The organism is Chryseobacterium sp. KCF3-3 (genome assembly GCF_045865955.1).
Classification (GTDB): Bacteria; Bacteroidota; Bacteroidia; order Flavobacteriales; family Weeksellaceae; genus Chryseobacterium.
On sequence record NZ_AP035792.1, the window covers coordinates 2,703,102 to 2,725,740 of the forward strand.

Sequence of the window (22,639 nt, forward strand, 5' to 3'; positions counted from 1 at the left end):
GTATCAATTATTTGAGTTCCATTGAATACGTTCTTCTTCTTTTGTGATTCACCGGATTGTAATCCTGCCACAACAGCTGAATACTTTTGTTTTCTTCCAGCTCCGGATTGGTTTCAAGATACTTTACTCCTTTTTTTCTGAAAATATCCCAGATTTCTTTGAAAATAATAGAAGTTACTCCTCTTCTCTGATAATCCGGATGAATTCCGATCAGGTAGAAGTTCGCTCTGTCATTTTTCTTTCCTGCTTGTAAGAAATGCCACCAGCCAAAAGGAAGCAGTTTTCCACCGGACTTCTGCAGGGCTTTGGAATAAGAAGGCATTGTAATAGCGAATGAGACCAGATTATTGTGTTCATCAGCAATACAAACAATGAAATCTTTATCAATAAGTTTGAAATATTTCTCTTTGTAGGTTTTGCGCTGTTCATCCGAAATTGGAGTATACGTAGAAAGATGTTTGTAAGTCTCATCCAAAAGATCAAACATAGGATCTACATACTGGATAATCTCTTCTTTTGTTTTGAATTTTAAAACCTTCAGCTTGTACTTTTCAGAAATAAGCTGATTAAATTTATGAATTTTGTCCGGTAACGTTTCAGGGAAGATGATCTCAAATTCTACCCATTCCTTTTCCTTAGTCAATCCCAGGTTCTCAAGATGTTTTGGATAGTATTCATTATTGTAAATTCCAATCATAGTCGCCAGTTGGTCAAAACCTTTGATCAGCATTCCTGCCTTGTCAAGATTGGTAAAGCCCATTGGACCTTCAATTTTGTCAATATTTTTTTCTTTGGCATAATCAACCGCTTTTTGAATCAATGCCTTTGAAACTTCAGCATCATCAATAAAGTCGATCCATCCAAAACGTACTTTTTTAATGCCTAACTCTCTCTCTTCTTTGTGATTGATCAGAACTGCAATTCTTCCTACAATCTTATCATTCTTATAAGCCAGATACTGCTTGGCTTCTGAATATTGAAGCGCAGGATTTTCATCCACATTCCAAATGTTGATTTCGTCATTGATAAAGGACGGAACATAGTAGGGATTGTTTTTATACAAATCCATTGGAAACCTTACGAATTGCTTGAGCTGACCCGCTGTTTTTACTTCAATAATTGAAACTGTAGACATGTTTTTTGAGAGGAATTAAAGGACAAATATAAATAATAATATCTTATACTTTGGCACAGTTTTTATATGATTATGGGTAAAATTAAACACAAAATTTATATAAAATGGTGGGTTATTATATCATTATTGGTATTTCAATGTTGGTGAGCTGGTGGGTTTCGTCCAGATTGAAATCGAAATTTGAATATTATTCCAATGTACACCTTCGAAATGGCCTTTCGGGGAAAGAAGTAGCGGAAAAGATGTTGAGAGATAACGGGATAAATGATGTTCAGGTCATATCAGTACCCGGACAGTTGACGGACCACTATAATCCGGCAGATAAAACAGTAAACCTTTCTGAAGGAGTTTATATGCAGAGAAACGCAGCAGCAGCGGCAGTAGCAGCTCACGAATGCGGACACGCAGTACAACATGCGGTAGGATATTCTATGTTGAATTTACGTTCAAAACTGGTTCCTATAGTGAATATAAGTTCCAATCTGATGCAGTTTGTCCTTATTGCAGGTATTGCGGTAATGGCAGCGTCAAGAACGATTGAGAATCCCAACGGAAATACTACTGTTCTGGCAATCGGAGTTGCAATGTTTGCGATGACCACACTCTTTGCTTTTGTAACACTTCCAGTGGAATACGATGCAAGTAACAGAGCGATGAAGTGGCTTAAAGATACCGGAACTGTAACTGTTGAAGAATTTGTTGGAGTACAGGATAGTTTGAAATGGGCTGCAAGAACTTATGTGGTAGCCGCATTAGGTTCTCTGGCACAACTTCTTTACTGGGGATCTTTGCTTCTTGGTGGAAGAAGGGATTAATCATTAAATTCAAATGAAACATATTGCATCTCAGAAAGCTTTTCTGAGATGTTTTCTTTTTGTGCCAGTTTCAAGGAGGCGGTAAGGATACAATTTTCATTCGCATCGAAGTTCAAAACTTTAGCATCAAATTTTGAAAGCAGGGTGAAAATTGTATTCTGCTGATTGAAATTAAATTGAATCTCTACTTCTGTTTCTAATTCTCTGGTGATAATACTGGCTTCCTCCAATGTAATCTTCGCAGATTCTTTATAAGCTTTTACAAGTCCGGAAACTCCCAGTTTGGTTCCTCCGTAATAACGGACAACAATGACAAGAACATTCGTGATTTCGTTAGCCAAAAGCTGGTTGTAAATAGGTAAGCCAGCACTTCCGGAAGGTTCACCATCATCATTGGCGCGATAGTTTTCCCCATTTAATCCCATTCTGAAAGCATAACAGTGATGAGTAGCTTTCGGGTGCTCTTCTCTTATCTTTTCCAGCGCACTCTTTAGTTCTTTTTCATTAGTCACAGGATAAGCAAATCCTATAAACTTGCTTCCTTTTTCTTTTAAAAGAGTATTTTCTATGGGTTTTTCTATGGTTTTGTATTCAAACGTCATCAGAGTAGCTGCTTTGTTCTGCAAAAATATTAAATAAATCCTAGTAGTTAATGAAAGAAGCCGCCAGATTTCTGACAGCTCCTGTTTTATTTTCTAAGAATCTTTAAACTTTTTTAGGAGCATAAATCTCCGGGAATCAAGCATAGGTGACTTGTGGGACCACAAAAATCTACAGGACAACTATCAATACATCTGGTAGGCTATCCATCAGGTAAAATACAGTTTACAAAAGTCCTTCCTCCCTGGATTGCTTTTAAGTCAATCCTTGATACTTTTTTCAAATTTTTCATTGTTATGCTTAAAAATAGGTTAACAAGGGAATGTTCCATCGGCCCAAGGTGGTGGGCAACTCATACTGGAAGGTGTTGCACAGCAATGCTGTAATGATGGTGGATAGAATGAACAGCACTCAGGAGCAATTCCTCCGTTTACTTTTTTTAAGCTCTGTCTCGAAACTTTCTTTAAATTTTTCATAGTAATTTTAATTTTGTAAAACTAATGTAAAGAAATTATTTCATTTGAAGGTGATAAAAAGTGTTATTTTGCTTTAAAAAATGAAACGGTATTATCTCTGAAATTTTCAATTGTAGCAGGAATTTGACCGAATTCCGGGGCTTTTGTCCCATTTTCTAATATCAAATTCTCGTTTTTAATTACAATGGCTTCGTCCCACAGACTAGCATTTATAAATTCCTGCAGAGTAAAACGACCACCTTCAATAATGACAGACTGGATTTGTTCTTTATACAATGCCTCCATGAGTTCAGACAGGAAATTATCTTTATTGATTTTAATGAAATGAATATGTCCTTCAGTACCTTCTTTTACGGAATTTAAAATTAATGTTCTTGCTTCATTGTTATAAATATTGAAGCTGGCAGGAACTTTTAAATCAAAATCAATCAGAATTCTGACAGGATTTACGCCTTCAGCATTTCTGACGGTAAGACTTGGATTGTCATTCAAAGCAGTTTGGGTTCCTACTAAAATGGCATGCTCATCAGCTCTTAACTGATGAACAAACTGGTTCACTAATGTATTGGAAACGGCTGTCGGTTTAAAATCCTGATCCAAAAATCCATCACCGGATTCTGCCCATTTTAAAATGATATATGGTCTTTTCTTTTCGTGATAAGTGAAAAACCTTTTGTTAAGTTCAATGCATTCTTTTTCAAGTATTCCTGAAACTGCTTCAATTCCTGCATCCTGAATGATTTTCTTTCCTTTTCCATTCACTTTATCATGAGAATCCATAGCACCAATTACTACTTTTTTAAAGCCTAATTCTTTAATTTTCAAAGCACATGGCGGAGTTTTTCCATAATGTGCGCAGGGTTCCAGGGATACATAAATTGTAGATTCCGGAATAAGATCTTTATTCTTAACAGAATTAATGGCATTGATCTCTGCATGGTGTTCTCCTGCTTTGTGATGATATCCTTCACCTATTATTTCTCCGTTGTGTACGATCACACTTCCAACAAGAGGGTTAGGGTAGGTGTTGCCAAGAGCTTTTTGAGCCAGCTCAATACATCTTTTAATATAAAATTCGTCGTTGTTCATATTTATAAAAAGAAAAAGCGAAGACAAATTGCTTTGCTCCGCCTTTATTTATTTTGTTGTGTATTAATCTCCGCTGATAATGCTGTGAAGATTTTGTTTTAACGTTTCCAGATGAGCTTTTTTCTCATCAATCGTGTTGTAAGTGTCTTTTAAAAGAGGATTTTCTCTTGATGGTTTGTTGAAGAAAGAAAGGTTGTTTTCCAGTTTTACAATTTCTGCTTCAAGGTCAGAGATTTGGTTTTTGATCTTTCTAGCTTTATCAGTAAGTTGGTTTTCAGACAGACCTTCTTCTTTCAGTTCAAGTTCATTGATCTTGTTTATTTTCAATTTCTCTCTTAAGGTTTTGTTGAATTCAGAGTTGATTGAAATTTTATCTCTCGGAACTTTCCCGATATTATTCCATGAAGTTTTGATCTGCTCAATTTTTTCGATGCTGCCTTCTTCGTTGGAAACTTCTTTCAGCTCATCAAGAAGTGCTTTTTTGTTTTTATAATTTTCTTTCCAGTTATCGGTAGAAGTATTGCTTTTCTCTCTGTAGTTGTTGAAGAACGCATTACATGCATCACGGAATTCATCCCAGATTTTATTGGTCATGCTCTTTGGAACGTGGCCTACTTTTTTCCAGTCTTCCTGCAGTTTTTTGAATAATGGAACCGAAATATCCCATTCCTCATTGTTCATATTATCCTGTGCAGTCTGGATCAGTTTTAATTTTTCTTCAAGATTCGCCTGTTGAGAACCTTTCAACGATTTATAATAGTTATTTTTCGTTGTATTGAAACCTCTTAGTGTTGTTTTGAAATCATTCCAGTTTTGGTTGGAAAGTTTTCTAGGAACACTTCCTGTCTTTAAAAAGTCAGAACGCAGATCTTCCACTCTTTTGATAGCATTCTGCCAATAGTTGTGGTTAGGCGTTTCTGAAGGTTCAGACAGTTTCTTGATTTCAGCAATAATCTGATTTTTCTTTTCAAGATTTTCACTCTGTTCTTTTTCAATAGAAGCAGAAAGTTCAGATTTTCTTTCGTGAATTTTGTTCGAAATTTCTTTGAACTCTTCCCATGTTTTTTCACGGAATTCCTCTGCTACAGGCTCAGCTTCTTCTTTCCAAAGTTTATGAAGATACTGAAGTTCGTTTAGAGCCTTCTGGATAACGGGTTCGTTTTCCAGCTCTTTAGCACGGGCAATAATGTGTTCTCTCTTTTCCAGATTGTGGCTGTATTCCTGCTCCAAAAATTCTTTATTAAGATCCAGCATCTGATAAAACTGATTCAGGTGATGGAAATAATTATTGTTGAGAATTTTGAATTCAGACTTTGCCACCTGTCCTGCTTTTGACCAGTCTTCTTTAATCTCACGAATAGATTTGAAAAGATTGACACCTGGTTCAGAGTTGGTGTATAGATTTTTAAGTCTTTCGATAATGCTTTGACGGTGATCAAGGTTTTTCTTTTGCTCTTCTTCCTGTCCTTTCTGGAAGGTATCATGTTTTTCCTTGAAAATATTAACCAACGCAGAATACTTAGTCTGAGAAGGGTGTTCGTAGCTGAAATTTTCAGCTGGATTTCCGGCTTCTACATATTCATGCTTTTTATCCTCCACTTCATCATGGATGTAATGACTTGCTTTCTCTTTCAGCTGGTTGAATCTTTTGAAGTTCTCACCGGCATTGGGAGTGTTGATGATTTTTTCCATTTCCTTTAAAGCATCGGCAAGGGAAATTTCTTCTTCATGGTCATCCAGGTGCTCTGCATCATCTTCGTGTTGGTTTGCATCATGAGAAACTGTGTTTTCTGATGGGTCCTGAGATACTTCGTTAGGATTTTTCTTTTCTTCGTTTTCAGAAAGATTGTTTTCTGTAGTCATAGCAAATCTTTTATGTGAGTGGCGTTAATATCCTTTAAATATAGCTTTAAGGCCAATTAAAGTACTAATTTATGTTATTTTTTTTGAAAATTCCAAATTTCCCAAGCTTTTTCTGCTTGCTGTTCAAGCATATAGTACCCATTCACTGTTTTTGCTCCTTTTTCTGAGGCATTGATGATGAATTGGGTGTAGTTTGGGTTGTAAATCAGATCAATAACCAGATGATCTGAAGAAAGCCCGTCAAAAGGAAAGTTCAGACAATCTTTCACATTCGGGAAAGTACCTACCGGTGTACATTGGATAATAATTTTATGTTCTGCAACAGTTTCCTGATCAAGATTTTCATAATTGATTTCTGTACTCCTTGAAATAGTTATAGAAGGAATATTGTGTTTGTCCAATGCATATTTGACTGCTTTTGCTGCCCCTCCGTTTCCTAAGATCAATGCTTTATCCTGTGAGGGTTTTTTGTGTAAAAGAAGCGTCTTTTCAAAACCGAACGCATCTGTATTGTAGCCGGTTTTTTTGCCATTCTGAATAAGAACACAGTTTACGGCACCTATTTTCTCAGCTTCATCACTTAGTTCATCGAGATAATCGATTATTTTTTCTTTATAAGGGATGGTCACATTGAATCCTAACAGGTCCGGAGAAGCAAAAAGATTTTCTACTTCATTGATTTCATTCAGATCAAAAATATCGTAGGAGAAATTCTTCAGCATGAGCTTTTGGAACTTGTTTTCGAAGAATTTTTTAGAAAAAGAATAAGAAATATTTCGTCCTATCAATCCTAATTTTTTATTGGAATCCATACATCAAAAATAAAAAAAAGACCGGATAAATCCGGCCTTGGTTTGAAATATTTTTTAATAATTAATCTACGATAAATTTAGTAGAGAAATTATCTGTTTTAAGGATATAATTTCCTTTTACCATACCTTTAAGGTTGATTTTGTTTGAATGTCTGAAAGGATTTGCAATGGTTTCAATTAATTTACCTGAAAGATCATAGATCTCAGCTTTTGAAATTTTGCTAAGGTTTTCTCCTTTTACAAATAATTCATTATTTCTTACAGGATTAGGGTAGATGGTAAATGCTGATTTGTCTTTTTGGTTTTCAGCAGTAGCTAACGTAGTTCCGAAACATGTCCAGCTAAGATCATCCAGAGCCACTCTGTTGGAAGTAGAAGAATTTGTCAGTTTAATCACTGTATTTCCACTTACATTTATATTACTGATGGTAGTTGTAGTAACAACATTGCTGTAAGGAATAGTTCCTACATTCACATCGTTTACAAGAACATTGAAATATCCTGCGCTCCCGGAGAATTTCAATTGAGTTGTTAAAGTTAAGCTTTGAATTCCACCTGAAAAAGTTGAACTTGTTAAAGTTCCATTTTTTATGGTAATGGCTTTATTATTGATGGTTTGGTCAACTCTTGAGTCAGTAGCAGTCCATGAAATTCCGTTGTTGGTCCAGGTTGCTGTCAGATAAGTATTTGGAGCACCGCTGATCATTTCGAAATTTTCAGTTCCACAGCTTCCTCCTCCGGCAGGTACATCAAGAGTTGTTTCTGTAGCTGTTGTACTTTGTGGAGAAGAGTTTGCGAAAGCATCTTTAGCAATGATGTAGAATGTGTATTGAGTCAAAGGTGATAATCCGGAAACTATAGTAGATGTTGTTGTACCTGAAACGGTCGCTTTTAAGGTTCCGTTGGCATAAATCCCATACGAAGTTACTCCCACATTATCCGTAGCAGCTGTCCAGCTTAAAGCAATAGAGTTTGAAGTTGGGTTGCTGGCAACAAGGTTAGTTGCAGCTGTAGGGGCTTGGTTATCAACAACCGGAGCTCCCCAGATCTGAGTAACATATTCAGGGTGATCAATGAAAGGGTTTCTGTTTCCCTGATAAGCATAAGAAGCATTGTTTCTTGCAATTTCTTCAGCAGACACAGGGTCCATTGCATTCCATGCTAAATATTGATTAAGTGCCCAAGGCTGTAGTCCCGGGAATGCTGTGTTACCAAGCATGTCACCAGTAGTGAAATTAGGAAGTTTATCCTCATATCTTGTCACAAAATAAAGAATCATTCTCGCGATGTCTCCTTTGAAAGCATCAATAGGTTCAAATACCGTACCTCCATATCCTGCTGATACAGATGTACCTAGTTTAGATCCGTTTTTAGATGTAAAAGAAGTGTTGCCAACGATTCCGAAAGGGTAGTTGGATCTCATTCCGTTTACTTTTCCATCGGTAGCTCGGATAAAATGAATATCAGCAACCATAGGAGAAGCACTGTTGAATAAACTCTGAGGAATCACGTGCTCTCTGTTGTAGCAGTCTCCTTCATTAGAATATCCGGCAGATCCGCACTGGCTGGTTCCAAGGGTAAAATTATACTGATCCGGTCCATTTGGATTTTCAGAATAAATATCCAGAATAGTTCCGTCATTTTCATAGAAATAATCACGGTCAGTTGTAGCATAGCCTGTCCATAAACCGCCATAACCGTGGTCTATGTGTCCATCACTGATAATGGTTTGAAGAGCTGTTTTAAGAGCTGCACCTGTTAGTCCGTTAGCATTTGTATAATATCCTGCCGGAGCCTGTGCCAAAGCGCTTATAAATGTCACGCTTAAAAGAAAAAAAGATAAAATTTGTTTCATTTTTTAAAATTGGGGCGTAAAGGTACGAAAAAATGAAACCGAAGTATATTAATTGTATGTAATATATAAAGTTGAAATGTTAGCCTTTAGTAATATATTCTTTACTGATTTTTGAAAAGAACCATGAAATAGTAATTCCAAATAAGGAAGCCGTAAGGGCTACGATAAGATAATTTTTACCTACAATTTTTACCGGGAATGGCAGAACCTCATTGGCTCTGAAGAATTCTGTGTAAAGCTGGAAGTAGCAAAGTGCAGTTCCAAGAATTAATCCGGTAATCACACCGGAAATAACAATCAGGAGCCCGGTGTAGAAATAGGTCATTCTTAAATGGCTTAAAGGAAAGCCGAGTGATATCAATGATTTTGCCTGTTCTTTTTTATCAAGCTGAAGAATAATAATAGCTCCCGCAAGATTAAAGGTCGTAATAAAGATGACCAATGCAAAGATCAGGTAAATAAAAAGCTTTTCAGTGTTAATCATTTTCCAGAAAGCGGCATTTTCCTCTTCCTTGGTTTTGATCTCAATGTTTTTTCCGAGAGAAGAAAGCAGGCTTTGTTTTACAGCATCTGCATTTTCCGGATTTTTCAGTTTAATAACAATCTGGTAAGCGGACTTTTTAGGAAGAGTAAGTAATTCTTCTGTAAGTTCAATAGGAGAAACGATATAATTGTCCAGCTGGTCTTTTCCCGGGAAAACACCCGTTACTAAAATATCTTTTTTATTATAAATATCTTCCTCCTTATTGATGATCCCTGTTCCTGGCTTTGGCATGAATACCGTTGCATAATGATTAGAAGAATCGACAGGAATAGAAAGTCTGTTGTCCAGACTGTTTTCCATTAATACCTCATTAGAATATCTGAAACTTGGATAAGTTCCATAGAATACCTCTTTATTAATGGGGTTTACCTTGACATAAGCAGAGTCAACACCTCTTAAATAAGCAATATCACCCTTTCCATTGAAGCTGATATATACTTTCTCTTCAATAACACGGGAGAAACTGCTGATTTCTTTATTGTTTATCAACACTTTATTGACGCTATCCAGGTTTTTAATAGTCTTTCCGGAAGCGCTTTTTAAAGTAAGATCTGCATGGAGATTAGAAATAAGGTCTTTATTTAGGTTTTCAAGGCCCGAAAAGACAGAAATAATCACGAACATTGCAGCCACAGCAACCGTCATAGCGCCTACAGCCAGCCACGTAATAAACGTAACAGCAGTGCTCCCTTTTTTAGCCAAAAGGTATCTGGATGCTATGTAAAATGCAATATTCTTCAAGATCTATAAAACAGGATTGTCGCCTTCGCCTCTTAATTCTCTTTCCAGTTTTTCAACATCATCAAGAGCAGTATCTAAGTAAAAGTTAAGTTGTGGAATAATACGTACCTGTTTTGCCATTTTCTGGCCAATGAAGTTTCTGTATTGAGTTTTGTTTTCTTCAATCTCCTTCATTACAGCGGTACGGAATTCCTGTGGGAAAATGCTTAAATAAATCTTAGCAATTCCTAAGTCAGCAGTTACTTTTACATCTGAAACAGATACCAATATGCTCTGTTTACTCTCTGCAGCCTGTTTGCGGAAAAGCTCTGCGAAGTCTTCCTGAATGATCTGTGCTACTTTTCTTTGTCTGTTACTTTCCATAATTTCTGCAAATTTAGTACTTTTGTTTGAATTGATACTTTGAAATTCGACTGTAGTATCAAATTTACGATTTAATTATATCTATATAGTATTTATGAAGCTAGAACATATTGGTATTGCGGTAAAGTCTTTGGGCGTTTCTGATGAACTTTTCGCCAAATTATTAGGAAAAGAATCTTATAAAAAAGAAACAGTGGAAAGAGAAGGTGTGGTAACTTCTTTCTATGAGACAGGGGAAAGTAAAATTGAGCTATTAGAAGCGAGTAATCCTGAAAGTCCGATCTCTAAATTTATCGATAAAAAGGGAGAAGGCATCCATCATCTGGCATTTGGCGTTGAAAATATCGTGGAAGAAGTGAAAAGACTGAAAAAAGAAGGATTTCAATTTATCTCCGAAGAACCGAAAGAAGGTGCTGATAACAAATTAGTTGTATTCCTTCATCCCAAGTCTACAAACGGTGTGCTGGTAGAACTTTGCCAAGAAAAGCAATAAAAAATTTTGTAGTGAAAGAAATTTTACTATTTTTGCAAACACAAAATTTAACCAAGTTTTGAGGTCCTATAGCTCAGTTGGTTAGAGCACCTGACTCATAATCAGGTGGTCCCTGGTTCGAGCCCAGGTGGGACCACAATAAAAATCAAGCACTTACATAAATGTAGGTGCTTTTTTTGTTTATTAAAGCTGTTTTCAACAGTTTACTATTCTATTTGATTCTGTAATTCTAATTACTTCATTCTTTTTCATATTGATTTAATGTCTAAAAAGGCATACAATTGGGTTGCAACTTTTAAATTTTAGGTTGCATATTAAATCACACATTTTTAATTATTTACGATAGCTAATGAATATAAATATTTTAAAAATCCTATTTTTAATTTCTGCAACCAGAATTAATAAACAAGGATTAGTACCTATAATCTGTAGATTAACCTTTCAAGGAGATAGAAAAGCATTTTCTACAGGATTGTTTATAAATCCTAATTGTTGGAATAGTAAGCAGCAGAAAGCTAAACCACCCAATGATGAAAATACTTTTATCAATTCCCAATTAAGCCTGATTAAGAATGAAATTAATCAGGCTTTTTTATTTCTACAGGTTAATGAGGAGACCTTTGATGTAGAAGATGTTTTTCTACAATATAAGGGGGAAATTCCCAAAAAGAACAAAACAGTACTTCATGTTTTTAACGAACATAATGATAAGTTAGAAAAGCTGGTTGGTAAAGACTATACAATTGGTACTCTTTGGAAGTTTAAACAGGCAAAACAATTACTGAAAGACTATTTAAAGCACCAATACTATAAGAATGATTATCAGTTCAAGGATATGAATTTGAAGTTTGTTCAAGATTATGAGTTTTATCTAAAATCTGAAAAAAACTTAGCTCTTGCAACTGTTAACAAAACAATACAAAGATTCAGAAGAATGATTAGAATAGCAATTTCAGAAGGAATAATAGATAAAGACCCCTTTATTCTTTATAGAGTTAAATTGATAAAGAAAGAGGTTGTTTATCTTACTACAGAGGAACTTGAATCACTTGAAAAGCATCAATTTTCACAATTCAGATTACAGCAAGTAGCTGATATGTTTATTTTCTGTTGCTACACGGGTTTGGCGTATAATGAAATGTCAAACCTGGAAGCAAAGCATATTGTCAAGGGGTTTGATGGAAACTATTGGATTAAGATGATAAGAGAGAAAACTCAAAAGGAAATCTCTATACCTCTTCTGTCTAAAAGTGCTAACATAATAGAGAAATATCAGAAAATTGGGAATGAAGTTGGAATATTACCTGGAATAAGTAACCAGAAATTCAACTCTTATTTAAAGGAAATTGCAGAAATAGTAGGAATTAAGAAAAATCTCACTCATCACATTGCAAGAAAAACTTTTGCAACTACAGTTTTATTATATAATGATGTACCTATGGAAATTGTTAGTGAACTTTTAGGGCATTCTAAAATTACCATTACTCAGGAACATTATGCTAAAGTTGTAAATAAGAAAGTGAGTGAGCATATTCAAAAGCTAAATCAAAAGCTAAAATAACTTCATTTTTTAACTGTGTTGTATTAATTTTACAGCACAGTTAATATCAATACTAATAAAATGCAACAAATTCGAGTTGAACCATTTAATAATACTCCAATAAACTTTAAAGAGATTAACGCATCTGATTTTGATGGTTTTAATGTTGAAGGTAATGGAAAAACAATAATCGAACCTCATAACGGATATATTACGGATTCTTTATTAGATAATATTGACCTTTACAAAAGTGATACAACTGTTATTAATGCCAGTGTTGGTCAAGGTAAAACAACTGCCGTAATTAAATTTGTTGAGCAATATTACAAAGATAAAAACTACATAGTAGTTATTGCGACACCATTTAAATCCCTTATTGAACAATATGAAAATAAGATTAAGGAAGAGAGTGGCTTAGATAATATCATATTTAATTATCAGGATTTTGAAAATGGTTTAGTAAGTAAGAGAAATTTTAAATCATTACACGAGAAACCGATACAACTTATTACTATTAATAGTCTTCTGGGAAACCCAGGTGAAATTGTTCTTAAACAATCTGATCTAAAGAGAGAATATTATGAATCTTTAATTGAATATGCCAATGAAAATGGAAAGAAAGTCATATTGATTTTAGATGAAATTCATGAATCAATACATAATTTCAAAGAATCTTTAATTTTTAATTTGTTTAAATGGCACTCTGTTATTCATAAAAATATCATTTTAAGTGCAACCTTTAATGAAGCATCAAAAGTGGTCATTAAATACCTTGCAGAATTGACTGATAAAAATATAAAAATCCTGGAATCAGCAAGACATCAGATTGAAGAAGAAAAATTAAGTGATTTGCATTTATGTGTCTATGATAGTTACCATTATAAAGCTAATTCACAAATTTTTGAATCTCTTTTTATTGATGAGGGAAAGAAATATGATAAAATACACATTCTATCGTATTCTCAAAAATTAGCCGAAGATATTTATAAGTCACCATTAGGAAAAAAATTAGACGACACATTTGAAAACTTTAATTTATGCATAAGTAAAAATAATCAACCATTTGATAAAACAGCCTGCAATATTGGAACTGTTTTTAAAACAGGAATTAGTATTGAAGATAATAATTGTGCCTACTTTATAATCATGCCACCTAAATCAGCATATTTAAATATCAAGAACAAAGGAAAGTTAGGAATTTTTACGGATGGAATTTTTAACATAATTCAAGCTGTTGCAAGACCAAGAGCAAAGGCTAACATTTATATAATTATGCCATCTCCAGAAAAATTAATTAAAGTACCTCAACTTCCTGAAAATTATATTAAAGCAACAAGTTTAAACTATTTACCATTTGATAATGAAAATAATCAAGCTGCATACTATGATATAAATTCTCAAGATTCATTATTAAGATCGTTCTATACCAATTTAAGAGAAAATCAAGAAAGTGGCGAACAATTTGTTACAACGAACCAATTGAATATAGTACCTATATTTCCTGATTATGAAAAATACAAACTAACTAACGGAGAGAAATTTTATAGAAATTATTATGAAATTTTTGGCAAAAACCTTTCAGATTATATCTATTGGGCAGCTTGGAACAATCAGTTTGTAAATTGTAGATTAAAAAGTATTATTAAGGCTTCATCATTATTCATAACAGAAGGTTATGTTCAGAGTAGTTTTGATAAATACTATAAATCTGTTTTTTCTGCAAGTGCTTTCTTTAATATGAACTCAGATAAAGATTGTTTAACAAAATTTCGTTCATCTTTATTTTCTAATAATATCTATTTCAAATCATTAAATAAAGATGAATATAATCTTATAGGTCAATACAGAAATTCCTATTTTGAAAAGCAAATAATTTCTTTTATTCAAAGATATAAAAGACCTTTCAATCTTGATATTAAAAAGATGGTTTACTCCACAAACGGATTTGAGTATATAAAAGAAAATAATACATGGAAAAAGAAGGTCGCTAATGATGTTGATATCTCTAAAGAAACTTATCTAAGGTTGGCAATGTTATATTCTAATGAAATTGATATTATTCCTGAAAATTTAAAAGAAGAGGAAAAGAATCTAATTTCAAGTTATAAAAGACTTTTTACTTACAAAGATATTTTATTGAAAGAGTATGTTATCTTGAGTAAAAAAAATATTGAACATCTCCCTATTGACAAGGATATAAATTTCAAGACTGAACATCAAATTGAGCTACAGATAATAATTGAAACTATAAAAAAATTTGATGAAAACATACAGGCATTTAGTTTCTTACAAAAAGCCAAAGACTTAATACCTGTCTATAAGCTTTTGAAAGATTTATTTTTCAAAGAAATATCAATCACAAGAGTTTCTACTAAATCAAATAGTAAGCCTATAAAAGCATTAAAATTTGAATTAATAGAATTTCCTAAAAAAGAGGAGTACATTAATTTAATTTATTCAATAGATGATCCTTGGTTTTTACAATCAGGCAACATTGAATGGGATAAAAAAGATGTAGTGGATGAATTTACAAATGATCCATATCATGGAAAATATTAAACAATGTCTATTTTCTACTTTTCAGTATATATGATTTGACAGTAAAATTTGGACATTTTTCAAAACCAATCTCAAAACCTTGAGGTTGGTTTTTTCTTTTTTGACAGACACCTGGAAAAGGATATATGCTAAATAATTGAAGATATTAAATTTTAAATATTAACCATTAAACAAAAAATATTATGCAATTAAGACAAAGCGAAAGAAAGAGAGCCAAAATCAAAATGGCTCTGCAAGGTGCAAGTGGAACAGGGAAAACATATTCTTCCTTACTCATAGCACAAGGACTGACTAATGGTGACTTGTCAAAAGTAGCTGTTATTGACACTGAGAATGGAAGTGCTGATTTATATGCTCATTTGGGTAATTATAATGTTTTGACAATGTCACCACCATTCACACCTGAGAATTATATTAAAGCTATTGAAGTTTGTGAAAAAGCAGGAATGGAAGTCATTATTATAGATTCAATATCTCATGAATGGGATGAACTATTAGATTTTCATTCTAAATTAGCGGGAAACAGCTTTACAAACTGGGCAAAGGTTATACCGAGACAAAAAGCCTTTGTAGATAAAATTCTTCAAGCCAATGCTCATGTCATTGCCACTATGAGAACTAAACAGGACTATGTACTCAATCAAAAAGATGGTAAATACATTCCTGAAAAAGTAGGTCTGAAATCAGTTCAAAGAGATGGATTGGATTACGAATTTACTTTGGTGTTTGATATTGATATAAAACATTTTGCAGTATCAAGTAAAGACAGAACTGGCTTATTCATGGGGAAACCTGAATTTCAGATAAGTGAATTGACAGGGAAGCTAATTTTAGATTGGTGTAATAGTGGTGTACCTGGAAACCAAAATATTCTTAATGAACAGCAGATAATTCAACAAATTCAGTACTGTAATAATATTGCTGAATTACTGGCTTTGTATAAGCAATATCCCGAATATCAAGAGAACCTTAAACCTCATTATGAAGAGAAAAAGAGTTTCTTAATACAATTATCCAATCCTAAAAATTATTCAACAAATGGACACACTAAGACACATTAAGCCTGCCACTTTAGAGCAGGCTTTTGATTTAAGACCAGTCAGCGATACAATAATTGAAATGTTACCTGGAGATTATACATATATTTCAGCTCCAGGTAATGTGCGAATCCACTCAGACTCTTTACAAACTCAAATTGAATATGCTCATAAACCTTTTATAGAAGCCAATACACAGGAAGTTCATTTACAACATTTGAAAAATGAATGCATTATACCTGTATTCAGCAAGGATAACGAAAAGACTATTAGTCATCAGGAGTTCATAGAAATATCTCAAAACTGCATTGCTAATATATTTCCTAACCATTCTATCACTGAACCAGAAATAAGGGTTTCTCATCAAATTAAAGGTAGGACTCCAGGTGCTATTTATAAAAATGTAAAGGATTTGTTAGACCATGAGAAAACTATTTATTATGAAAGGATGGCTTTTATTGTTAAAATACCTGCAATTACAGATATTATTAACGGTAATGAACTGTCATTAACAATTGGCGGAGTTAGAGCCTATAATCAGGAAAATCTGTATAATAAAAAGACTTTTGAAAAGTTTAAATTTTTTGTTGGTTTTCAGAATAAAGTGTGCTGTAATCTTTGTGTTTGGAGTGATGGATTTGTTGATGATTTGAAGGTTAGCTCTTATGAAGAACTACAATCTAAACTTTTCCAGGTACTTAACAATTATAATGCAGAGAAACATTTATCAGAAATGAAACAGTTTGCAGATTACTCATTAACTGAACATCAATTTGCTCAATTATTGGGTAGAACCAGATTGTATCAACACCTGCCTAAGAAAGAGAAATTAAAGATACCATTACTCCAATTTACCGATGGTCATATTAATACCATTACAAAAGATTATTATGAAGATGAAAGTTTTCGTAGAGATAATTACGGAGATATAAATCTATGGAATCTCTATAATCTCTTTACACAAGCCAATAAGAGCAGTTATATAGATACGTTTTTAGATAGAAATTTGAATGCTTTTGACTTTACCAAAGGTATTTTACAAAGTCTCAATGTTAATTCTGATTATCATTGGTTTTTGAGTTAATTTTTCCACCCTATTTTGGTAGGGTGGATTTTATTAATTATTAAATATCTTGCTTATAAAAAGCCCACAATATCTTTTTTTTATGAGGGATCTAAAATCATCAAGGCAGTTTATATTGTTTAAATCATCACGATTTATTACAATTACTCTTATTCCTTCAGCTAATGCAGTTCTAATAATATCTATTGCTCCAGAACCATTATTAGAGTTAAGAAAATCGCCAGTTACACCATTTGCAGCAATAAAAATTCCTGTTTTCATATTTCTTCTTCTCAATTTCGAGATAAAATTATCTAATGCAGGTGCACCAACAGGATTTGTCCAATTCTTACACTCAATGATAATAGTGTATTCAAAACATTTCAGGACTTCTTCAGTCTGAGCATTCCATAATACTATATCAAGTTCTTCTGAAGTCATTAAGGAATCTTTTCCTTCTACACTAACACCTTGTAATTGAGTAAATAGGTATGTACACAGTGATTCAAATGCATCACCTTTTTCATTATTGGTTTGAGCAGCATCTACAGCAGCAAGCAAACCTCGATAAGTCGTTAGGTCAAACATGTTAGTAAATATATGTTTTTCTAAAAGCTGTTATAAGTGTTTTAAGTAAATCTTTAGAGCTTTTTACATTACTTAAATCGCTGCCAGTAATAACAATTAAATTAATTCCGTTATGTACTTTTAGATCACGAATTAGATTTCTATTGCTGTCTGAAAGTTCTGCTAAAGTTATAAGTATAAAAGATCTAAAACCTTGTAAACTGGCTTTACTAACAAGAGAATGAATTAAAGAGCTTTGTATAGTTTTTGTCGCTTTTATCTCACCAGGTATAGGATTACCTAAATTTTTTAAATCGTCATCCTCATTGTTGTTCCACAGTATAAAATCATATTCTTTAGTTGATCTTGAATCACTTTTTTGAATTTCAAATCCTGGTATGTCTTGCAATAAGTAAAATATCCATTTTTCTAATTCAATATATTTATCATATCCTTTTTTAGTAGTAATAGAATTAAAATTTATATTTGAATCATTTTCGTTGTAATCAAACAAGTGAGATTTTATTGATTTAGGCTTTAAACTTTCAATTTCTTTTTTATCAAATAAAATTTGGCTCAAATTAAAGGCTAATTTTTCAATTCCTAAATCATCAATATTATAAATATAATATCTATTACTAATCATAGAATATCTATTAAAATTATTTGTTTGACTAACGAGGATTACTGGTTTTCCTAAACCATGAGCTATTCCAATTTCATAGTAAATATTAGGCGACTCATTTGAAATATCAGCAATAATGATATCTGATTTTTTTATGGTATCAATCAAACTTGGAATTACACCTTCTTCAATATTAAAATAATCTAATTGTAATAAATCAAATTCAGGATTATTTATTAAATCTAAGGCCTTTCTAATTGGATTTAAGGATTTTAAAATAGATGCTATATAGATCTTCATTTTTGAATTTATTAGTTTATTGTCTGAAAAATATTTGTATAATCAGTAGTTTCGATATTAAATGCTTTATTTTCAATTATTTGCTTTGCATTACCCCAATATATACTATAATTGTTATAAATATTATGATTGTTATTAGATACTGTTAAATATTCTTTCATTTCAGTTTCACTAAAATCGTCAATTATTGGTGAAATTAATTCAGTATATCTCTCTTTTGCATTTTGAAATGAAGAACTATAACCATAAATTTTTATAATAAATTCTATATTAGTACCAGTTTGATTTTTTATATTCGTTGACAAGTATCGTATATTTTGTATACTAATGTTTTGTAAAGGATATTCGTCAGGATAATCAGTAGCGTATTTCTCACTAAAAATATATTGAATATGTGTTGCCAAATCTTTATCAAAGAATGAAACAAATCTTTTTCGATAATCTTTCCTTATTGTATCTGTAACTAATATTTTTAAATTTTGATTTAAAACTTCAAATGTCTTGGGGAAATTATTGAAAACGTCTACAACATAACGGAAATAATCAACATTAATGACACTAAAATAAGAACTTTCTTTTTCCATAAAACTCAATAAAATATCATGTTTATGTATAAGAAAGGTTATTAAAGATTTTGTATTTACAGTTCTATTAATATTCGCTTCTTCGTCATTTACATTGAATGAAATTCTCCATAAACTCTTGAATACTGAAGATAATGTTACGTCATTAAAATTCTCGATATACTTTATTTTAAGATATTTTGATAAAGATTTGTCATTAATGAATATATCCTTATTAATAGCTATATCTTGAATGAAATCATCAAAAATAACTCGAGAGAAAAAAGAAGGTTTTAAAAGTACGCATTCTAACATATTCCTTATATGTGCTTTTACTGTTTCTTTATTAGGATTAAATAAATTATAATTTTGTGATAAAACAGGATGTGCACATAAATGTCTCAAACTTTTTAAGTTTTGAATAAAATTCTTTTCACTTAAATCTATCAAATTTGTTTGCTCTTGAACTTTTTGAATCAAATCATCTTCCCATTGTGAAGAGGTTGGGTTATCAGCTTGTAATTTTTTTATTGTGTTTAGAATGTTGATAGCTTTTGTGTCATTATATATTTCTTCTAAGTTTTTTAATTTAAATAAAACATCTGAAATAACAACAGAATATAATAATACAACTGCTGCCCTATAATTCCCGTTATAATAGCAACTTAAAACTTCCTTAAAATTCTCTTTAGTTTCACTGATTTTTATCTTATCAGCACTCTTATCTATTGAAAAGTCTCTCATGTACTTAGTTACTTTATTTTAAATAATTCATAACTTTCAACTTTCTTACTTTCGAATATTTCTAAAAGTTTCTTCCTCGTGTTATTTTCAGTTGTAAAATTTCTATTGTTTTTGTTTAATATTAGATCAATAGATATTTGAAATTCTGAAGTTTGTTCTTTATTTCTCACATAATCTGGAAAGCCCAAATTAATTATTGCAAAACCTTCGACTCCATTATAATTTACACTATATTTTAACTTAATAGCACCAAAAATTAGCTTTGGAAAATATTCTATTTTTGTCAATAATACATGATTTTGCAATTCTTTGCCATTCAATTTTAAATTATCTAACTCATCCAGAAATACCTTTATATCAGCATGACTCTTTACATTTTCATCCAAATAAAGGTCTATATCTGTGATTGACATAAAATCAAGATAAATACTAAAGTTGCTGATAAATGAGTAGAAGAATTGTATCCTTGATGTATTACTAAAATGATTGTATTTGACGGTTACTATATCATCATTAGATTTTATAATAGAGTTCTTTTGTAGCCTGTCCTTTAATACAGACATTACAATATTATTTACTTCTAAAGTTTCTTTTGATGTAGAATTCTGTTGAATAGAAATTTGAATATCATTTTCTGAATTTTTTTTCAAAGTAATTGAACCTTTATGCAACGTTGTATTGCTGTAAAAATCACTTAGTAAATTTTCTCTTTCTAATTCAAAATCAAAAATAGCAGTATCCTTATCTTCGAAATAAAAAGAAGGGTTTCCTTTTACTTGATAACCTGGTTTATAAGTATACTTATCATTAATTAATGCATGTAAATCAATTTCTCCTGCTAAAACATCAGAAAAAGAAAAGTCAGAACTGCATTTTATGGAAGAAGTTCTATATTTTATGGTTTCTTCTTTAGTTTTTTGAGTTTCATACAAAACATTAAAGTCTCTTGGACTAATAATACTTTTCATCAAAAGAGGTACTGAGTTATTTTTTTCGTTATGTCCAAGAAACACCCCTTTTTCTCTCATTAATTGGTTAATACTTGAAGTAGTTATACTTGATTTTACAAGTAACTGTCTTAACAAATCTCCTTGTGGTAATATATCGTTTTTCATTTTACTTATTTCTAAAGTCTGCAGGGAAATTATTTATCTCTAAATTGTAATCTAACTTATAATTTGAAAACTTTACGAGTTTATCCTTTACCAAATTTTCATGAATGGTATGGTCATAATTTCTGTAATTTATGATTAATTTACTTACAGAATTTAGGTGGTCAAAAGATTTTGCAAAATTTAAAACTTGTACTAATTGTTCCTCTTGAAAATTATCATCTACAAATATGTGAAGTTCTACATTTTCTTTATTCTCCACTCTAAGTAAAATTAAGTCAGAATATAAGTAATTTAAAGGAAAAGTTTTACCATAGGATTTTCTTTGAAGACTGACGTTGTTCAATCCGGTATTATGATATACAAAATCTACATTTTTTGTATCAAATTTTTGTTTAGTTTTATATATACTTTCATATAAGAAATTAACTTTACGATTATCTAAAATGATGATTTTATCAAATATTAATTGACTATCAATTAATATATTGTCAACTTTGGAAACTAAGTCAAAATCTACATCACTGGTGTTTGATAGCCAAGAAAGGACTCCTATTAATTCTGTTTTTTTAACATCACTAAAGTTCTGATTAATGTTATTTTTTAATTTAGAATTATTGAAGCATTCTACAGTATAAGCCAAGTCTTTAATGTGAGATTTAAATAATGTAGATGGATATTTAGGATATTCTTCACCAACATATTTTGATGAAATTATTCCTATATCTAAGCAATTATCTTCCAAAGGACTTTGATAAGAAACCAAACCGTCAATACCATGTGTTGTTTTATCCGATTTCGCACTTGCCTCTTTATGTTTGTTTCCTTTAATGCAATTTATTGATTCGTTTTCTACTAATGAGTTAAAGTTTAGTATTTCTTCAAAAACAAATTTGACAATATACTCTCCTTTTTCTCCTATTTTCTTTGACCATTCTCCCATGATTAATTTTTCTTTGTTGTTATTTTAGTTTTCTTTATTAATGGTTATTATTTATCTTAATTGTATATGATTGTTATTTCATTTGTTTATTAAAAATTCAAGAAAGTCAACCGTATTTTTTAACTTTTCTTTCAGAGAAGGAATGTCTTCCCATTTGTTATGTCTTCTGAAATTTTCCTCTATATTTTTACTAACATTTTTAAATGATTCTTCACTAACATTTTGCCCTAATCTAAAAGCTAATTCTTTTGATTTATGAGTTTTAAAAGGAACAGAATACTCTATACATTTATGGAGAATATTATCGTCTATAGTAACTTTATCAAAAACAGATTTATCTAAGAACATTCCAGCCCATTGTTGAGACTCTGCTCTGTCATGAGCATTAATTAGCCCTTTACCATAAAAAGTATTAATATGATATCCCCCTTCTGGACCAGAATAATTCATATCAAATAGTTCATCATATAATAAAACGCCTCTTACAGGGAAATGAAGACCATTCATTCTCCAATTACATTCATAAGTAGCGTTTAAAATTGAATCAAATTCTACCTGTGAATCACCTTCAGTCCAAAGTATTATGGTATCTGAATAATTTGCAAAAGAAACTGTTTTATTAGTTAAGTCGTTTACAAAAACTCCATTTGATAGTTGTTTAAATTTTCCTGTTTCATTTAAAGCACTATCAATTTGAGTATACATTTGAATTATCACTCTTTGGTGCAGTTCTGAGTTGTTATTGGTTAGGAAGTTTCGATATCCTAATAAATCAAAATATGTAATAAATCTTTTCATAA

Annotated in this window: 22 protein-coding genes and 1 tRNA gene; 7 read left to right on the forward strand and 16 right to left on the reverse strand. The window is 31.7% G+C overall.

The annotated features are described in order from the left end of the window. Positions 1-7 precede the first annotated feature (7 nt). Positions 8-1,135, reverse strand: coding sequence for a GNAT family N-acetyltransferase (locus tag ACKTTZ_RS12130; protein ID WP_034693438.1), 1,128 nt, complete (start codon positions 1,133-1,135; stop codon positions 8-10). Positions 1,136-1,239: 104 nt separating this feature from the next. Between ACKTTZ_RS12130 and ACKTTZ_RS12135 the strand changes: the two genes are divergently transcribed. Further along, positions 1,240-1,950: a zinc metallopeptidase gene (locus ACKTTZ_RS12135; RefSeq protein ID WP_185103647.1), complete on the forward strand. Its 711-nt coding sequence runs from the start codon at positions 1,240-1,242 to the stop codon at positions 1,948-1,950. Here ACKTTZ_RS12135 and ACKTTZ_RS12140 read toward each other — a convergent pair. The 9 genes from ACKTTZ_RS12140 to rbfA all read right to left on the reverse strand — a co-directional run bounded on the left by ACKTTZ_RS12140 (position 1,947) and on the right by rbfA (position 10,293). Continuing rightward, positions 1,947-2,552, reverse strand: a complete 606-nt coding sequence (locus tag ACKTTZ_RS12140; RefSeq protein ID WP_034693440.1) for a YigZ family protein — start codon at positions 2,550-2,552, stop codon at positions 1,947-1,949. The genes ACKTTZ_RS12135 and ACKTTZ_RS12140 overlap by 4 nt on opposite strands. A gap of 200 nt (positions 2,553-2,752) precedes the next feature. Further along, positions 2,753-2,881, reverse strand: a complete 129-nt coding sequence (locus tag ACKTTZ_RS12145) for a bacteriocin-like protein (RefSeq protein WP_407849005.1) — start codon at positions 2,879-2,881, stop codon at positions 2,753-2,755. Then, positions 2,862-3,026, reverse strand: a complete 165-nt coding sequence (locus ACKTTZ_RS12150) for a bacteriocin-like protein (protein WP_167348784.1) — start codon at positions 3,024-3,026, stop codon at positions 2,862-2,864. Before ACKTTZ_RS12150 ends, ACKTTZ_RS12145 begins: the two co-directional genes overlap by 20 nt. 63 nt (positions 3,027-3,089) lie before the next feature. Then, entirely contained in the window at positions 3,090-4,115 is a 1,026-nt protein-coding gene (ribD, locus tag ACKTTZ_RS12155; RefSeq protein WP_034693441.1) for a bifunctional diaminohydroxyphosphoribosylaminopyrimidine deaminase/5-amino-6-(5-phosphoribosylamino)uracil reductase RibD, read from the reverse strand. Positions 4,116-4,178: 63 nt separating this feature from the next. Continuing rightward, positions 4,179-5,978, reverse strand: a complete 1,800-nt coding sequence (locus tag ACKTTZ_RS12160; protein WP_407849008.1) for a DUF349 domain-containing protein — start codon at positions 5,976-5,978, stop codon at positions 4,179-4,181. Between the two features lie 74 nt (positions 5,979-6,052). Further along, the gene (locus tag ACKTTZ_RS12165) at positions 6,053-6,790 is read right to left on the reverse strand and encodes a shikimate dehydrogenase (RefSeq protein ID WP_253316260.1); all 738 of its coding nucleotides are present in this window, start codon (positions 6,788-6,790) and stop codon (positions 6,053-6,055) included. A 61-nt stretch (positions 6,791-6,851) separates the two neighbouring features. Then, complete coding sequence (locus tag ACKTTZ_RS12170; RefSeq protein ID WP_253316259.1) at positions 6,852-8,645, reverse strand: endonuclease; 1,794 nt, start codon at positions 8,643-8,645, stop codon at positions 6,852-6,854. Positions 8,646-8,724: 79 nt separating this feature from the next. Further along, complete coding sequence (locus tag ACKTTZ_RS12175) at positions 8,725-9,930, reverse strand: ABC transporter permease (protein WP_407849011.1); 1,206 nt, start codon at positions 9,928-9,930, stop codon at positions 8,725-8,727. A gap of 3 nt (positions 9,931-9,933) precedes the next feature. Further along, positions 9,934-10,293, reverse strand: coding sequence for a 30S ribosome-binding factor RbfA (gene rbfA, locus ACKTTZ_RS12180; RefSeq protein ID WP_209785966.1), 360 nt, complete (start codon positions 10,291-10,293; stop codon positions 9,934-9,936). Positions 10,294-10,387: 94 nt separating this feature from the next. On the opposite strand from rbfA, the gene mce reads away from it, so the two are divergent. The 6 genes from mce to ACKTTZ_RS12210 all read left to right on the forward strand — a co-directional run bounded on the left by mce (position 10,388) and on the right by ACKTTZ_RS12210 (position 17,006). After that, positions 10,388-10,786 carry a methylmalonyl-CoA epimerase gene (gene mce, locus ACKTTZ_RS12185; protein ID WP_062675576.1) on the forward strand — a complete coding sequence of 133 codons (399 nt, stop codon included), beginning with the start codon at positions 10,388-10,390 and terminating at the stop codon, positions 10,784-10,786. Between the two features lie 62 nt (positions 10,787-10,848). Then, positions 10,849-10,922: transfer RNA gene (locus ACKTTZ_RS12190), tRNA-Ile, on the forward strand. 213 nt (positions 10,923-11,135) lie between these two features. Continuing rightward, positions 11,136-12,347, forward strand: coding sequence for a site-specific integrase (locus ACKTTZ_RS12195; protein WP_407849014.1), 1,212 nt, complete (start codon positions 11,136-11,138; stop codon positions 12,345-12,347). Between the two features lie 60 nt (positions 12,348-12,407). Continuing rightward, a complete protein-coding gene (locus ACKTTZ_RS12200; RefSeq protein WP_407849016.1) occupies positions 12,408-14,885 on the forward strand; it encodes a DEAD/DEAH box helicase family protein in 2,478 nt (825 codons plus the stop codon). A gap of 182 nt (positions 14,886-15,067) precedes the next feature. Then, positions 15,068-15,946 carry an ATP-binding protein gene (locus tag ACKTTZ_RS12205; RefSeq protein ID WP_407849018.1) on the forward strand — a complete coding sequence of 293 codons (879 nt, stop codon included), beginning with the start codon at positions 15,068-15,070 and terminating at the stop codon, positions 15,944-15,946. Continuing rightward, positions 15,924-17,006, forward strand: coding sequence for a DUF3871 family protein (locus tag ACKTTZ_RS12210; protein ID WP_407849020.1), 1,083 nt, complete (start codon positions 15,924-15,926; stop codon positions 17,004-17,006). The genes ACKTTZ_RS12205 and ACKTTZ_RS12210 overlap by 23 nt, the downstream gene beginning before the upstream one ends. Positions 17,007-17,039: 33 nt before the next feature. Here the strand turns inward: ACKTTZ_RS12210 and ACKTTZ_RS12215 are convergent, their stop codons facing one another. The 6 genes from ACKTTZ_RS12215 to ACKTTZ_RS12240 all read right to left on the reverse strand — a co-directional run bounded on the left by ACKTTZ_RS12215 (position 17,040) and on the right by ACKTTZ_RS12240 (position 22,637). Next, positions 17,040-17,573, reverse strand: a complete 534-nt coding sequence (locus tag ACKTTZ_RS12215; protein WP_407849022.1) for a restriction endonuclease — start codon at positions 17,571-17,573, stop codon at positions 17,040-17,042. A 1-nt stretch (position 17,574) separates the two neighbouring features. Further along, complete coding sequence (locus tag ACKTTZ_RS12220; protein ID WP_407849024.1) at positions 17,575-18,477, reverse strand: hypothetical protein; 903 nt, start codon at positions 18,475-18,477, stop codon at positions 17,575-17,577. 11 nt (positions 18,478-18,488) lie between these two features. Then, positions 18,489-19,784 carry a hypothetical protein gene (locus tag ACKTTZ_RS12225; protein ID WP_407849026.1) on the reverse strand — a complete coding sequence of 432 codons (1,296 nt, stop codon included), beginning with the start codon at positions 19,782-19,784 and terminating at the stop codon, positions 18,489-18,491. Between the two features lie 8 nt (positions 19,785-19,792). Beyond that, positions 19,793-20,899, reverse strand: coding sequence for a hypothetical protein (locus ACKTTZ_RS12230; RefSeq protein WP_407849028.1), 1,107 nt, complete (start codon positions 20,897-20,899; stop codon positions 19,793-19,795). Position 20,900: 1 nt separating this feature from the next. Then, the gene (locus tag ACKTTZ_RS12235) at positions 20,901-21,839 is read right to left on the reverse strand and encodes a hypothetical protein (RefSeq protein ID WP_407849030.1); all 939 of its coding nucleotides are present in this window, start codon (positions 21,837-21,839) and stop codon (positions 20,901-20,903) included. A 78-nt stretch (positions 21,840-21,917) separates the two neighbouring features. Next, a complete protein-coding gene (locus ACKTTZ_RS12240; protein WP_407849032.1) occupies positions 21,918-22,637 on the reverse strand; it encodes a hypothetical protein in 720 nt (239 codons plus the stop codon). Between the last annotated feature and the right edge of the window lie 2 nt (positions 22,638-22,639).